This is a genomic window from Tenacibaculum haliotis, from assembly GCF_025215075.1.
Lineage (GTDB): Bacteria > Bacteroidota > Bacteroidia > Flavobacteriales > Flavobacteriaceae > Polaribacter > Polaribacter haliotis_B.
In genome coordinates, this window is record NZ_JAOBTH010000015.1 from 16,975 (window position 1) to 33,803 (window position 16,829).

Genomic DNA, 16,829 nt, shown 5'->3' on the forward strand with positions numbered 1-16,829 from the left:
TACACCCCTACTTTGAAATTCAAAGTTCTTTTAAACAACAAAAACAAAAGTTATGGAAACATCAAACAAACAAAACGGAAAATTCGGAAAATGGGTTAAAACGTCAATCACTGCCAGAATGCTTATGGTTGGTTTTTTAATATTGATTCTATTAATTCCGTTATCATTCATTGAGGGTTTAATTTACGAACGCATGAATCGGCAACAAGAAGTTGTTCAGGAAATAAATAAAAAGTGGGGTAAAGAAGTGCTTTTATATGGTCCTATTTTAAAGATTCCTTACAAAACATATCATAAAAAATCGATTGTAAATCAGAAAACAAAAGAAGTACAAACCGAAATGGTTGAAGAGATAAAATACGGATATTTTTTTCCTAAAACACTAGACATCAATTCAACCATAAATCCCGAAGAAAAGAAACGAGGTATTTATAAAACGGCTGTTTACAAAAGCAACATCAATATTACAGGAAGCTTTACACAGCCCGATTTTAGCGAAATGGATATAAAAGAAGATGCTATTTTATGGGATAAGGCACGACTGATTATAGAAACATCAAACTTAAAAGGAGTTAATAGTTTAGTAGCTATTAAACTACATAAAAACACGTATCCTTTTACTTCAAAATATAAAAACAAAAATTCTGACAGAAACTATAATAACACTATTGATTTGCATAAACTTGAAAGTAAATTCATAAAAAAAGAAGACATTCCATTTAAAAATGATGTTGATTTTAGCTTAAATGTAACAATAAATGGTAGCAAACAAATTAGATTTATTCCTATCGGAAAAGAAACTAATGTGGCGATAAATTCTAATTGGAAAACTGCAAATTTCTTAGGCGAATACTTACCTTATAATTCTGATAAAGTTTCTGAAGAAGGATTTGATGCAAAATGGAAAATATTAGATATTAACAGGCCTTTTCCGCAACAATCTTTTAACGGAATACCTAACTTAAAAAAATATGCTTTTGGTGTAAACTTTATGATTCCTGTTGATGAATACCAAAAAAGTGAACGCTCTACAAAATATGGTTTTTTAGTTATTGGGTTAACATTTTTGGTTTTCTTTTTGATTCAAACAATGAGTAAAATTTCTATTCATCCTTTTCAATATTTAATGATTGGGGTTGCCTTAACAATGTTTTACGCGTTGCTTATTTCAATATCTGAACATAGTAGTTTTTTAAAGGCTTATATAATTGCAGGCATTGCCGTTATTGGTTTGATATCACTTTATTCAAAATCTATTTTAAAAGGATTAAAATTTCCGTTTTTTATAGCACTCTCTTTAACCGCATTATATGCTTTTATTTTTATAATAATTCAATTAGAAAATTATGCTTTATTAGTAGGAAGCGTTGGTTTATTTGCAATTTTAGCATCAGTAATGTATGCTTCTAGAAAAATTGATTGGCAAAACGGATAACTATCTTTTTTATAATTCAAGAGTAAAACTTCAATAAAAAAGAGGTTTTACTCTTTAAAACTATACCTATGAAATTCAATTTTAAAAGTTTTAAAACCTTTATATTATTATTTTTAACAGAAGTTATTATTGCACAAACATCGGGTTTTATTCGCCATACAGTTGGCGATTTTCTAGTCGTAATTTTGCTCTATTTTTTTGTGAAATCATTTTTTGATATTTCACCTAAAAAATTAGCTTTATCAATTTTAATTTTCTCTTTTACGATTGAAATATTACAAAACTATAATTTAGTAAAAACACTAGGTTTAGAACACAACAAAGTAGCAAGTATTATTATAGGAAACACCTTTAGCTATGGTGATTTAATAGCTTATGCATTAGGAGTTATAACGGTATTAATTATTGAAGAAAAAGTAATGAATAGAAAAGAAAAATTAAAAATTTGATTTAATTTTTCGAAGTACATCTTCTAAACCATTCAATTGCAACTCGTAAACCAACCCCATCATTTTACCTAGTTTTCCTGCTGGAAAACCTTTGTTTTTGTACCACACTAAATAATACTCAGGAATATCAACTAAATAAACTCCTTTGTATTTACCAAATGGCATTCGCATTTTAGCGGTATCAATTAAAAATTGTTTATCTGGGGTCATAAAATTATTTTATAAAAAATCCCGCTTTAGCGGGATTTTATTTTTATTCTTTACCGTCTACGTAGTCTTGTAGGTATGAATAGCGTTCGGTTAACTTTCCGTTGTCTGTAGTCATTTTAGCTCTCGATAACACTTCACTTTCATCATTGTTAAAAAAAGCAGGAATTACGTGTTTTAAAAACATTTCGCCAAAACCTTCACTAGCATCTTTAGGTAATTCACAAGGTAAATTATCAACTGCCATTACAGTTATTACATCTTCATTTTTAAAATCGACTTCTTTTTCTGTTTGCGGATCATAACCATAAATAGGATCGGCAATTGTTGATGCTTTTATTGTTGATGCCACAGGTCCATCAACATCACAAGAAACATCAGCCACGTATTTTATGTTAAATTCTGCTGACTTTGCATCTTCTCTGGTAAATAAATAAGGCGCTTTATTTCCATAAAAATGACCTGCTATAAAGTAATCTGTAACTTTTGCGTATGGCATAAAATTACTTTCATAATCTGTAGGATCTTTATAAAAAGCATATTTATCACCTACTTTACCATCTTTACGTTTTGCATATTCCATAACATCTGCGATACAATATACAGGCTCGGTAAATGTTGATGTTAAATACAAGGCATCAGAAACTTGTTTGATTCCTAAATGGTCTAAAATTTCTTTAGCCCCGTAAGCAACTTTTCCTGTTCCGGTTAACAATATTTTTAAATTCGCAAGTTTAATTTTATCTAACTCTGCTTTTACAGCATCTAAATCTGCTAAAGTTTCTACTTTTGGTAAGTTAAAAATTTCTTCTTTTAATCCGATGGCTCTAAATCCGTTATAAGCGCCAACTAAACCAGCATAACGACCAAAACCGATTAATCTTGCTCCGTTTTCTTTTACAATGGTTTCGTGGTCATACATTTCAATGTTTTTAGCTAACATTGCTTTTAACAACTTACGATTGTAAGGTTGTTTTTTAATGGTATGACTAAAGTAAAAGTATTTTTTATTTGGAATCAAATTTTCTAAAGGAACTTCTTTTACACCTAATAAAACATCACAATCTGAAACGTCGGTTACTACTTCAAATCCTGCTTTCTGATATTCTTGATCTGTAAAAATTCTGATATCTGAACTTTCTACAACTATTTCGGCTTGCGGAAATTGTTGCTTAAATTCTTGTAATTTTTCTGGTGAAAATACTACTCTCCTATCTGGTGGATTTTTACGTTCTTTTATGATTGCAAATTTCATACTTATATTTTATTTTTTTGAAGCCCTGCGAATTTACTGTTTTTTATAGGTTTGTACAACACTGTTTTTATTATCTTTGTCGCCCGCGTTAGGGATTGAGCGGTTTGTTTGAACTCTTTTGTGAGGTACGAACAAAAAGTGAGTAGCGAAAGCCCGCCCGAACGCCCTAATAATCGGCATAGTTTTTGACTGATTATTTGACATAATGGGGACGACTGGTTTTGACAGCGAGGCCAGTGATAATGTAAGCATACCGAGGAGTGAAGAGATTACTCGTTAAACTTTTTTCAACCTTTTTAAACGGCGAGAATAACTACGCTTTAGCTGCTTAATCCGAATCATAGTAGGATTGGCCTAGGCACACAAGGTGTGCAAGCTTTATGTCCACGGATAGCCTTGATTTACGGCGCTTCACTTTTGGATATCGTAAAAGTAAATATAGAAAACTTGCTGCTTCGACAGGTTTTTGAAACTAAAGAAGATAAGCTTTTAACAGATTGTTCTTAATCAGTTATAAGTCGAAAATTAAGAAAGAAATAAGTATGTAGAAAGCATTTGAACTGCTTGTTTGGACCCGGGTTCGATTCCCGGCGTCTCCACTTTAAACCCTTATAAACTTAGTGTTTATGAGGGTTTTTATTTTTAATATAAACTACAAATACTACCTCTCATTTATTTTCTTTAAAAAAATTAACAAAAAGTTTGTTGTTTTAAAAAATAGTTTACATTTACCACATCTTATTAGATAGGTTTAATGTATCGTTCTACTTATTTCGCAAACAACTTTTATGGGAAGATAAAAAGCTGTTTGGTGTTTTGGAAACACAACGAAAAAATTAAGGTTTCTTCCTCTTCAAATAACTACTCTTTACCACTGAATTTTTACAATCAGTGTGGCGACTGTTTAGCTTTAAGGGTCTGATTATATTCATATACGTTTTAGTTTTTAACAAATCAGCTATAAAATATAGCTTATAATTTGTTACGCATTATTTTAAAAAAGATATACTTTTTCGTTGTATCTATTTTTTAAACAATTTCTCTGTACACACTATTTACAGAGATACATTAAAAACAAAATGAATACTAAATATAAAGACTTAATAGCACAAACTTTCGATTTTCCGCAAGCGGAATTTCGTACAGAAAAAAACAATTTATTTTTTCATGATATAAACATGATGGAACTAGTTAAACAATACGGTGCGCCCTTAAAATTTACCTATTTACCTAAAATATCAGAAAACATTAACAATGCCAAAAATTGGTTTGCAAAGGCTATTAAAAAACACCAATATAACGGTACTTACAACTATAGTTACTGCACTAAAAGCTCACACTTTAAATATGTATTAGATGAGGCATTAAAGAACGATATTCATATTGAAACATCGTCTGCTTTTGATATTGATATTGTAAAAGCACTTAAAAAATCTGGTAAATTAAGTAACGATGCTTATGTACTTTGTAATGGTTTTAAACGCGATAAATATATTGAGAACATTGTAAGTTTAATTGATGGCGGACATAAAAACTGCATTCCGATTATAGATAACTATGAAGAACTAGACCTTTTATTAAACGAAACTAAAAGCAAGTTTAAAGTAGGTATTAGAATTGCTTCTGAAGAAGAACCAAAATTCGAGTTTTACACCAGCCGTTTAGGTATAGGTTACAAAAATATTGTTTCTTTTTACGAGCGTGAAATTGCTAAAAACCCACAAGTAGAGCTAAAAATGCTTCACTTTTTTATCAATACAGGTATAAGAGACAATGCTTATTATTGGAACGAGTTATTAAAATGTTTAACGGTATATATTAAATTAAAAAAGGTATGCCCTACTTTAAACAGCTTAAATATTGGTGGTGGTTTCCCTATTAAAAACTCATTAGCATTTGATTATGACTATGAATATATGGTTGATGAAATTATCAATCAAATTAAAGCTGCTTGTGATGAAGCTGAAGTAGATGTTCCTAATATTTTTACTGAGTTTGGTAGTTTTACTGTTGGTGAAGCTGGCGGTGCTGTGTACAAAGTGTTGTATCAAAAAAAGCAAAACGATCGTGAAAAATGGAACATGATTAACTCTTCTTTCATTACAACATTACCAGATTCTTGGGCTATTAATAAACGCTTTATTATGCTTCCTGTTAATAAATGGAACCATAAATATGAACGTGTTTTATTAGGTGGCTTAACTTGTGATAGTGATGATTATTACAACTCAGAGCAACATGTTAATGGTATTTATTTACCGATATATGAAAAAGAGAATCCGCTGTATGTTGGTTTCTTTAATACCGGAGCTTACCAAGAAACAATAGGTGGTTTTGGCGGCTTACAACACTGCTTAATACCAGCACCAAAACATATTCTGATATCAAAAGACGAAGAAGGAAACATTGTTACCAAATTATTTAAAGACCAACAAAAAAGCGAAGAATTCTTATCAATTCTTGGTTACTAACAATATAGTATAATGAAAAATAAAAATTACGCAGGAATTCCAGATCAATACGCAAAACTAGAAAATGCACAAATCGTATTAATTCCGGTTCCGTATGACGGAACTAGTACTTGGCAAAAAGGAGCTGATAAAGGTCCTGATGCATTTTTAGAGGCTTCAGAAAATATGGAGCTGTATGATATCGAAACAAATACTGAAGTTTATAAACAAGGTATTTATTTAGCGGATGCTGTAACAGAAAACTCATCGTCAGAGGCAATGGTAGAAGCAGTTCATGCAGCAACTAAAAAGTTTATCAATAAGAAAAAATTTGTAACCCTTTTTGGTGGCGAACATTCTATATCTATCGGAACTATAAGAGCTTTTGATGAATGCTTTAACAACTTAACTGTTTTACATATTGATGCGCATGCCGATTTAAGAAAAGAATACGAAGGCTCTTCTTGCAACCACGCTTGTGCTGTTTATGAAGCAAACCAGAATACGAACTTGGTTCAGGTTGGTATTAGAAGCATGGATGTTTCTGAGCGAAAGGAAATGAATGAGGATAAAGTATTTTTTGCACACGATATGGCTGTAAATGAATATTGGATGGACGATGTTGTTGATCAATTAACTGACAACGTTTTTATCACATTCGATTTAGACGCTTTCGATCCTTCTTTATTACCATCAACCGGAACACCAGAGCCTGGTGGTTTATTTTACTATGAAACATTAGAGTTTTTAAAGAAAGTTTTTACTACCAAAAACGTTGTTGGTTTTGATATTGTTGAGTTATGCCCTAATCCGACTGAAAAATCATCAGACTTTTTAGCAGCTAAACTTTACTATAAAATGTTAAGCTATAAATTTTCTAACGATACAGACGAAGAAGAAGATATTAATACTAAAAAAAATAATCGCGCTGCTGTTACTAAATTTAAGGATGAAGATGAATTTGAAAACAATTATTAAATGAACCTCCAAGCAAAAGCATATCATCTAGAAAAACGAATTATACTAAGTACTATTCGCGAGAAATTTAACATCTACACACTTGCAAAACGTGAGCATTCTTTTTTATTATATAAAGTAAATAACCAATCATATATATATATAAAAGATTACGGTAGTGTAGTGTTTATTAATTGTAAACATGAACTTATAAAAGAGAGCATCAATTTTTTATTAAATGAAAAAAAAGAGCTTAATGAGTTACCATTTGAGAACTATGAAATTGTTTTTAAAGATGAGATAGAGGTTGATTTTGGATGCATTCAAATTAAAGAACTCAATGATGACATTGCACATATTATTATGCTTAATCTAGCACAATCTGTAGCATTGATGAATTATGTAAATAAAACATCCGATTTACATGACAATACATTAGTGTACGCTAAGCAACTAGAAAAAACAGGGAGTTTTAAACTAACAAAAGTAAATATGAGAAAGTTTATCGGTAAAACACTGAATTTAAAAAACAATATTGCCGAGAATCTATTTGTATTCGATTCCCCAAACTTAGCGTGGAATAGCAAAGAGTTATCAATGTTAGATTACAAGTTAAAAGATGAGCTAGATGTAGAAAAACGTCATCAAGGAATAGAAAACAGTTTAAACGTAATAAAAGAAAATTTAGATTTATTTAACGACATAATGCAACACAAATATAGCAGCATGCTAGAGTGGATTATTATCATATTAATCCTCTTTGAAGTTGTACAGGTTATTGTTGAAAAACTTATATAAAATGGAAAAACCAATATCAAACTTTATAGAAAAATACTTTTTACACTTTAACGCAGCATCTTTAGTAGATGCTGCCAAAGGGTACGAAACACAATTAGAAAAAGGCTCTAAAATGTTAGTTTCTTTAGCGGGTGCAATGAGTACAGCTGAATTAGGCAAAATTTTTGCTGAAATGATTCGTCAAGATAAAGTACATATTATTTCATGTACCGGCGCGAACTTAGAAGAAGATGTGATGAATTTAGTAGCACATTCTCATTACAAGCGCATACCTAACTACCGCGATTTAACGCCACAAGACGAGTGGAATTTATTAGAGAAAGGGTTAAACCGTGTTACGGATACATGCATTCCTGAAGAGGAAGCTTTTAGAAGAATTCAAGAGCATATTGTAAAAATATGGAAAGATGCAGAAGCAAAAGGCGAACGTTATTTACCACATGAATATATGTACAAATTATTATTATCTGGCGTTTTAGAAGAATATTACGAAATAGACATTAAAGATTCTTGGATGTATGCTGCAGCAGAAAAAAACTTACCAATTATTTGTCCTGGTTGGGAAGATTCTACCATGGGGAACATTTTTGCTTCTTATGTTTTAAAAGGAGAGTTAAAAGCAAGTACAGTAAAATCGGGTATAGAATACATGACCTTTTTAGCAGACTGGTATACTGATAATTCTGAAAACGGAATTGGATTTTTCCAAATAGGTGGTGGTATTGCAGGAGATTTCCCTATTTGTGTGGTGCCAATGCTTTATCAAGATATGGAAAAACCAGAAACGCCATTTTGGAGTTATTTCTGTCAGATTTCAGATTCTACAACAAGTTACGGTTCATATTCAGGTGCAGTACCAAACGAAAAAATTACTTGGGGTAAATTAGATATTGATACGCCTAAATTCATTATAGAAAGTGATGCGACTATTGTTGCTCCGTTAATTTTCGCCTATCTATTAAAAATGTAAAAGAATGAAAAGAGTTATTGTAAATTACGAAAAGCTAACAGCTACTATTTTAGATTTGTTAATTAAAGAATATCCTAACGGATACGATCACAGTGATATAATTTCGTTTAAAAATGCTAAAAACGAAACCGTTAAAGCTGTAGAGGTTAAAACAGATGATACTTTATATTTGGTAAAAATAAGCTCTAAGCTAGAGCAAACAATGGAAGATTATGCTGATAATGATGACTCTTTTGATGAAATTAATTTCGATGAATAATTTGATTAATACTTATTAAATATCTTTTTTACAATACTAAAAAAGCAACCGAATTGGTTGCTTTTTTAGTATTGTAAATTATATAAAACTACATTTTTAAAATGATAAATTCAGACCTTCTATTTAGTTGATGTTCTGCAGAACTACATTTCACACCATTTAAACACTTATTAAGTAACTGAGACTCTCCATATCCCTTAGCACTATCAATCCTACTTGATTCAATACCACTCTTAATTAAATATTCTTTTGTTGATTTAGCTCTTCTGTCTGACAAATTTAAGTTGTATGAGTCAGTGTTTCTAGAATCGGTATGCGACTCTACTTTTATCACCATTTTTGGATACTGCATCATTAAAACAACAATTTTATTAAGTTCAATAGCTGCATCACCTCTAATAAATGATTTATCTAAATTAAAATAAATAATTCCTATTTTAATTTTTAACAATCCACCTTCTTCAACTATAAGTTTATTTAATGTTTCTAAACCTAACGGAACAAAGGTTTCTCCGGTTTCCTCTCCTGTTAATAATTTTTTATCTTTTTGTTGATATCCTGTTTTTGAAGCTACAACCTTATACTTTGTTTCACAATCTAAGATCTTATTAAACACATAAGCTCCGTTTATATTAGTAATAGATGTCTCTAAAGTATCCTCTTTTTCATTATACAATATCACTTTTACATTTGCAATGCGTTCTCCTGTAATGCTATTAGACACTATTCCTTTTACTAATTGATTACATTCTGGTTCTGATTTTATAGCTGTTCTAATAAATGAATAAATATCATCATCTCCTTTTCCTAACTTTCTGTTAGATGACACAAAACCTGTATTTTGATCTTCTTTAATAATAAAAGAAAAATCGTCTAACTCACTATTTAAAGGAGCTCCTAAGTTTAACGGATTTGTAAAATTATCATCTTTAATAGTACTCTGAAAAACATCTAAACCACCTAAACCTAAATGTCCGTCTGAAGCAAAGTATAATCTATTATCGGTTATATAAGGAAACATTTCACGACCTGCTGTATTTATCTTTTCGCCTAAGTTTCTAGGTCTAGAATAACCAATATATACCGAATCGCTTTCATTATTTACTTTACCTTCTAATATATCAACTACGAAAATATCTGTTGCACCTATAGAGCCGGGCATATCAGAAACAAAGTATAATAACTTCCCATCATTACTAACTGTTGGGTGACCTACCGAATATTTTTCACTATTAAAAGGTAACTCTTTTATATTATTCCATTCAAAAATGCTATCGTTGTCTTTTCTTATTAAATCTGCACTGTATAATTTTAAATGGTTTGTTCCTTCATCGTCTCTACCTAATTCACCATCATAATTATTTCTAGTAAAATAAACTCTTTTCTCATCAGGTGAAAAAGCTAATGTTGCTTCATGATATATCGTATTTAAATTTTCAGAAAAATCCCCCTCTTTTTTAACATCAGCACTTGTTTCATTTATTGTAGCCAAGTACATATTTAAAAAAGGTTGTTGATTCCACTGATAAATTCTGGTATGATAATTTGATGAATCTACAGCTGATGAATAAATTAATTTATCTTTATAATACATTGGTCCAAAATCTGAATATTTTGTATTTGTAGATAGATTATTTAAAATAAACTGAGGTTCTATGTTTAATACATCTTCTATCGTTTGATTTTCTTGATTGTATTTTTTTGATCTATCATCTGTTTTCTCTGTTTTCTTAGAGAACTTTTTCATCCAGTGTTTTGCTTCTTTATATTTACCAATACCTTCTAAACTATGCGCATATTTAAATAAATATTCTGAATTTATTTTTGATGAATAATTTGAGATTAGTTCTTTATAAATACGATTTGCATTTTTCATATCTGTATTAAAAAAGTAAGAATCTCCTGCTTTTTTTAATACACTTAAATAATCTGCTCCTTTACTCTCTTTTTTGCTTAAACTTTTTAATTCTTTTTCATAAAGTGTTGCAGCATCTTTATACCACATTCTTTTAAAGAGTTTATCTGCTTTTGGCGTTGAGCTTTTTATTTTTTGGTCGTACGTTTTATTACTTTGTGCAAAAGATAAATTATTCACACACAAGACTAATAATATTATAATTACTTTTTTCATTTTTATAAAATTTAAAAGAAACGAGGTGATTTTAATTGTTTTTCTTTTGTTATTAATTCATAACGTAGCATTATTTCATGCGTACCCGAATTAAAGTCTCCTAATCTTGTTGTTGTTAAATCATAAGAGTATCCTAATAATATTCTTGGACTTATTTGAAAACCTAACAATCCACTAACAGAATCATCCCAACGATAAGCTACTCCTAACCTTACGGTATCATCTATTAAAAAATTAGCAGATAAATCTACAATTGCAGGGGCTCCTGCTACAAACTTACCTAAAAAAGCAGGTTTAAACTTTACGCTTGAACTAAGGTCAAATACCTTACCTGCTATTAAAAAATAATGCAATCGCTCTGCACTAACTTTATAATTATTACTACTAAAATCATCTCTATCAAAATGATTTTTAGTTAAAAAATTAGGAACTGATAATCCGATATATGATTTTTCATTACGCCAGTAAACACCCGCTCCAATTGTTGGTAAAAACTTATTATTAATAGATACTACATCTGATTGATTTTGAAAGCCATCAAATAAATCAACATTTAATAATCTAGCCCCCCCCTTCATTCCAAAAGAAAGTTGACTATCATTATTTAAACGTAAAGTATATGAAACACTTGCGTCTATATACGTTTCTTTTGACGGACCCAAACGGTCATTTACAAACGATAACCCTACTCCTACATTTTTACCTACTGGAGACTCTATGCTTAACGATTGTGTTTGCGGAGCACCATCAATACCAACCCACTGCGTTCTATGCAGTGCTGTTACAGATAAATGCCCTCTAGAACCAGCATAAGCTGAATTTACAGTCATTGTATTAAACATATAGTTCGTATACTGAGGATCTTGTTGTGCACTACTACTTATGGTAGTAAAAATTAGAAACAAGATTATTGAAATTTTAAATTTTAAATTCATTTTCGTTTTTTTTCTAAAAGATTTTTTTCTTATTCTAATTTTTATCTAACAATATATAACCAACCTACTTTCGATTTAGTTCCGTCTCCTAAATCTAACACATAATAATAAGTTCCTACTGGTAGTTGCTCATCTTTTGTAATAACAGCTCTTCCGTTTGAAGTACCATTAAATGTATTATCATATCCATCTTTAGAGTATACTATATTACCCCATCTATTATAAACCTCTAATCTATTATCTGGGTAATTCTGAATACAATCGATATAAAAAACATCATTTTCGTTATTTCCGTTAGGTGAAAATTTGTTATGAATAGTAAGACAAACAGGTGTTATTCCTATGCTTGAACTATCATTATTTGTATTAGAATCAATTTGATCTAAAGATTGTAATGATGCTGTATTTATATAATCATCAACATCTAAAACTCTTACTTCAATTTCTAACATTTGAACATCTCCTATATCTACAAGAGGTAAACTCCATACACTTAGGTTTTCATCATAAATACCTGAAGTTGCTATTGATGATATGTATTCATAACCTAGCGGTAATGCTTCTGAAATACTAACAGTTGTTGCAGTTATTGTTCCTTCATTAGTTACCGTTATAGTAAATGTAATAATATCTCCTATCGATGGCTCTAATATATCTACTTGCTTAACAATTGCTATATCTGCTGTTGGCGTGTTAATAGAAGCATTAGAACTGTTATTACTAAGGTCTGGATCAAATTGATCACTCGCTATAATATTAACTGTATTTAAATATTCATCACCTTGTAATGTTGGGTTATTTACTGTTGCTTCATAAGTAATTGTTAACCCTGTTAATGGCACATTTAAATTAGACCAACTTATAATATTTGCACTTAAAGTACCTCCATCACTTATATTATTTATATTACTATAACCTGTAGGCATAATATCTTCTATAGCCACTCCTGTTGCTGCATCAGGTCCTAAATTATTTAATTGTAATGTAAATGTAACTACATCTCCTACGTTTGCATTTTCATTACTTACAGATTTAATTAATTCTAAATCTGAAATAGCTACTTGTACTACAAAATTAGCTTCATCATCATCAGCAATTCCATCATTTAGATCATCAAATGAAACATCACTATTAACATCACTATCCGGATCTATTTGATCTGAAGCTGTTATTTCTGTAAAATTGATAAACTCATTTGCTGTACCTGTTGGCGAATTAACGATAACATCTATAAATAATGTTTGAGATCCGTTAGCTGAAACATTATCTACAGTCCACAATCCTGTTAATGGATCATAAACTCCTGATGTTGCACTAAACTGTTGATACGTAAATCCAACTGGAAGCATATCTAACACTGCTACATTTGTTGCGTTATCTGGTCCTGCATTATTTACATTAATTTGAAAACGTAATGCATCTCCTGGTTGCGCTGTTGTTATACCGCCTACTGTTGTTTTACTTATAGAAAGATCAGCAATTGCCTGAATTGGTGTTGTATTTGCTTCTGCATAATCGTCTTCAGTAGTTACCCCATTTCCTGGTGTAGAATCACTATCTAAAATATTTGATCCTGTTATTTCAGCAGTATTTAAGTAAACACCTGTTGGTTTTACAGTTACATCTATTAATAATGTTTCTACTGCTCCGTTTGCTAAATTACCTATAGTCCACTCTCCTGTAATTTCATTATAGCTTCCTACTGAAGAGCTAAATGTCTGAAAATCATAACCTGTAGGTAATAAATCTGTTACAATTACTCCACTTGCATCTTCTGGCCCGTCATTAGTTACAGTTAATTTAAATGTAATTTCATCACCTACCAACGGTGTTACATCACCATCAACAACTTCTTTTGTTAAAGATAAATCAGCTAAAGGTGTTATCGGTGTAACTATAGCGTTATCCATATCGTCTTCTGATAATATTCCGTTACCATGTATTGAATCCGAATCATTACCGTTCGAAGACATTATCTCTGCAATATTCGTATAGTTACCTGTTGATAAAACTATTGCTGTTACTGTTAAGGTTTGAGATGTATTATTTGGCATATCATCTAATCCATCCCATAACCCAGTTGTTGGGGTATAAAAACCTGATGACACCGTATGACTTACATAACTATAACCTGAAGGTAATAAATCTAATACATCTACTCCTGTCGCTGTATTAGGTCCATCATTAGATACTATAATATCAAATGTAATTTCATCTCCTATGATTGGAGAATAATTACCATTTGTTACTACTTTAGTTAATGATAAATCAGAGTTTGATAATATTGGTGTTACTACTGTGTCATCCATATCGTCTTCTGATAATATTCCATTACCATGTACTGAATCGAAATCAAATTCATTTGCAAACATAACTTCTGCAATATTGTTATAATTCCCTACTGATAATACTATTGCAGTTAATGTTAAAGTTTGAGATGTACCATTTGGCATATCATCTAGTCCGTCCCATACCCCTGATGTTGGTGTATAGAAACCTGATGATACAGTATGATTTACATAACTATATCCTGAAGGTAATAAATCTAATACATTCACCCCTGTTGCCAAACTTGGTCCGTCATTAGTTACCACAATATCAAATGTAATCTCATTACCTATAATTGGTGTATAATTACCGTCTGTTACTACTTTAGTTAATGATAAATCTGCTTGTTTTACTACTGGTGTTACACTTGTTTCATCATCATCAGATATTCCATCTGCTAAATCATCTACTGTTGAATCACTCGTTACATCACTATCTGGATCATATTGATTACTTGCCGTTATAGATGCTGTATTTGTATAACTTATTCCTGCTCCTGGTGCTAATACTGTAACGGTATAACTTACACTGATACTTCCATTATTTGATGGTACGCTTAAACTTGTCCAGTTTATTGTAGTTCCTGTTGCAACTCCACTATTGTTTATCGTTCCAAGAGTATAACCGTTTGGTACAATATCCTGAAGGGATACTCCGGTTGCTGCATCTGGGCCTGCATTACTTACCGTTAAAGTAAAGGTTACTACATCGCCTACATTTGGTGACATATCACTTGATACTTTACTAATACTTAAATCTGATTGTTGAATCGTTACACCTACTGAACTCTCATCGTCATCTGCAATTCCATCACCATTATCATCTACTGTAGCATCACTTGTTACATCACTATCTGGATCAAACTGATCACTGGCTGTTATCTCTGCTGTATTTAAATACTCATTTGATGCTCCGGTTGGTGCATCTACTCTTGCATCAAAAGTTAAACTTACTGATCCTCCATTTGAAACCGTTAAACCTGACCAACTTACAGTGTCTGTTGTTGCTCCTAAACTTCCCGTTCCACTAATGCTCGCTATCGAACTATATCCTTCTGGCACAACATCTACAACACTTACGCCTGTGGCATCATTGTTTCCGCCATTGCTTACCAATAATGTAAAAGTTACTACATCGCCTACATTTGGATTTGTATTACTTACACTTTTTAATAAACTTAAATCTGCAGTTTGTGGTGTAATGACTGAAGCTACTTCATCATCTTCACTCTGATCTCCATCATCATTATCTGGTGTACTATTTGGATCAAACTGATCACTTGCCGTAATCTCTGCGATATTAATATGGCTGATTCCTGATCCTGGCGCTAATACTCTTGCCGTATAGCTTAAATCTAACGTATTACTTCCTGCTGTTGCTGATACATTCAAGCCACTCCAACTTAATACATTTCCTGTTTGTGTAGCTGTTCCTGAACTTACAATTACTAAACCATTCGGAACTGTATCTACAACACTTACTCCTGTGGCATCACTCGTTCCGTCGTTTGTAACTGTAACTGTATACGTAATAACATCGCCTACATTTGGATTCGATACACTTGATACTTTCGCTAATGATAAATCTGCTTGACTTGGGGTTGCCGTCTCACTATCTTGGTCATCTTCTGCTAAAACATCATTTCCTGGTGTACTGTTATCATCAAATTGATCACTCGCAGTTACTTGAGCTACATTGGTATATTCTGCTGCAACTCCCGTTGGTGCATTTACTTTTACTTGATACGTAACACTTAATCCCGCTAAAGGAACCGTTAAGTTAGACCAGTTTATAGTCGTTGCTCCTGCATTGTAAACTCCTGAATTATCTATACTCCCTGATACTAAACCAAATCCTACTGGTAAAATATCTTCAATACTTACTCCTGTTGCTACATCTGGTCCTGCATTACTCAAGGCAACCGTAAAGGTTAAAATATCACCTACTTCTACATTCGATCCATTTACATCTACAAAACTTTTTAATAAACTTAAGTTTGATTGTTGTGGTACTACCGTAAAATCGGTGTCATCATCTTCATTCGTGGTACTCTGAGGTACACTTGGATCACTATTTGGATCAAATTGATCACTCGCTGTAATCTGTGCTACATTTTTATACTCATCTACAGTTCCTGTTGGTGCATTTACCGTTGCTTGATAGGTTAATGTTAATAATCCGCTATTTGGTATTACTAAATTATTCCACGTTGCCGTGTTGCCTAAAGAGGTTCCCCCGTTATTAATTGTTCCTAATGTATAACCTGCTGGTAAAACATCAACTACACTTACGCCTGTGGCATCACTTGTTCCTGCATTACTTACTATCAATTCAAACGTTAAGACATCGCCTACATTTGGAGTAGCACTTCCGCTTGATAAACCTTTAGTAATACTTAAATCTGATTGCTCAACTACTGGCGTTACACTTGTTTCATCATCATCAGATATTCCATCTGCTAAATCATCTACTGTTGAATCACTCGTTACATCACTATCTGGATCATATTGATTACTTGCCGTTATAGATGCTGTATTTGTATAACTTATTCCTGCTCCTGGTGCTAATACTGTAACGGTATAACTTACACTGATACTTCCATTATTTGATGGTACGCTTAAACTTGTCCAGTTTATTGTAGTTCCTGTTGCAACT

At 31.6% G+C, this 16,829-nt stretch carries 12 protein-coding genes and 1 other RNA gene; 8 read left to right on the top strand and 5 right to left on the bottom strand.

Annotated elements, in window-relative coordinates; translation table 11 throughout:
• The first annotated feature begins 52 nt into the window (after nucleotides 1-52).
• On the top strand, nucleotides 53-1,435 hold the full coding sequence (creD, locus tag N2251_RS00645) for a cell envelope integrity protein CreD (protein ID WP_260584751.1): 1,383 nt from the start codon (nucleotides 53-55) through the stop codon (nucleotides 1,433-1,435).
• Between the two features lie 68 nt (nucleotides 1,436-1,503).
• Complete coding sequence (locus N2251_RS00650) at nucleotides 1,504-1,884, top strand: ribosomal maturation YjgA family protein (RefSeq protein ID WP_260584752.1); 381 nt, start codon at nucleotides 1,504-1,506, stop codon at nucleotides 1,882-1,884.
• On the opposite strand, the gene N2251_RS00655 is transcribed toward N2251_RS00650, so the two are convergent.
• Complete coding sequence (locus N2251_RS00655) at nucleotides 1,873-2,094, bottom strand: DUF3820 family protein (protein WP_260584753.1); 222 nt, start codon at nucleotides 2,092-2,094, stop codon at nucleotides 1,873-1,875. The genes N2251_RS00650 and N2251_RS00655 overlap by 12 nt on opposite strands.
• A 43-nt stretch (nucleotides 2,095-2,137) precedes the next feature.
• On the bottom strand, nucleotides 2,138-3,346 hold the full coding sequence (locus tag N2251_RS00660; protein WP_260584754.1) for an NAD(P)-dependent oxidoreductase: 1,209 nt from the start codon (nucleotides 3,344-3,346) through the stop codon (nucleotides 2,138-2,140).
• Nucleotides 3,347-3,553: 207 nt separating this feature from the next.
• Here N2251_RS00660 and ssrA point away from each other — a divergent pair.
• From ssrA to N2251_RS00690, 6 genes are all read left to right on the top strand, one after another.
• Nucleotides 3,554-3,948: a transfer-messenger RNA gene (gene ssrA / locus N2251_RS00665) on the top strand.
• A 477-nt stretch (nucleotides 3,949-4,425) separates the two neighbouring features.
• On the top strand, nucleotides 4,426-5,817 hold the full coding sequence (locus N2251_RS00670) for an arginine decarboxylase (RefSeq protein WP_260584755.1): 1,392 nt from the start codon (nucleotides 4,426-4,428) through the stop codon (nucleotides 5,815-5,817).
• Between the two features lie 12 nt (nucleotides 5,818-5,829).
• Entirely contained in the window at nucleotides 5,830-6,774 is a 945-nt protein-coding gene (gene speB, locus N2251_RS00675; protein WP_260584756.1) for an agmatinase, read from the top strand.
• Nucleotides 6,775-7,551, top strand: a complete 777-nt coding sequence (locus tag N2251_RS00680) for an RMD1 family protein (RefSeq protein ID WP_260584757.1) — start codon at nucleotides 6,775-6,777, stop codon at nucleotides 7,549-7,551.
• 1 nt (nucleotide 7,552) lies between these two features.
• A complete protein-coding gene (locus N2251_RS00685) occupies nucleotides 7,553-8,521 on the top strand; it encodes a deoxyhypusine synthase family protein (protein WP_260584758.1) in 969 nt (322 codons plus the stop codon).
• A 4-nt stretch (nucleotides 8,522-8,525) separates the two neighbouring features.
• Entirely contained in the window at nucleotides 8,526-8,780 is a 255-nt protein-coding gene (locus N2251_RS00690; RefSeq protein WP_260584759.1) for a hypothetical protein, read from the top strand.
• A gap of 88 nt (nucleotides 8,781-8,868) precedes the next feature.
• Here N2251_RS00690 and N2251_RS00695 read toward each other — a convergent pair whose 3' ends face one another.
• The 3 genes from N2251_RS00695 to N2251_RS00705 all read right to left on the bottom strand — a co-directional run.
• Entirely contained in the window at nucleotides 8,869-10,911 is a 2,043-nt protein-coding gene (locus N2251_RS00695; RefSeq protein WP_260584760.1) for an OmpA family protein, read from the bottom strand.
• 11 nt (nucleotides 10,912-10,922) lie between these two features.
• Nucleotides 10,923-11,846 carry a PorP/SprF family type IX secretion system membrane protein gene (locus N2251_RS00700; protein WP_260584761.1) on the bottom strand — a complete coding sequence of 308 codons (924 nt, stop codon included), beginning with the start codon at nucleotides 11,844-11,846 and terminating at the stop codon, nucleotides 10,923-10,925.
• A gap of 41 nt (nucleotides 11,847-11,887) precedes the next feature.
• The coding region (locus N2251_RS00705; RefSeq protein WP_260584762.1) for a T9SS type B sorting domain-containing protein at nucleotides 11,888-16,829 on the bottom strand (4,942 nt) is incomplete at its 5' end.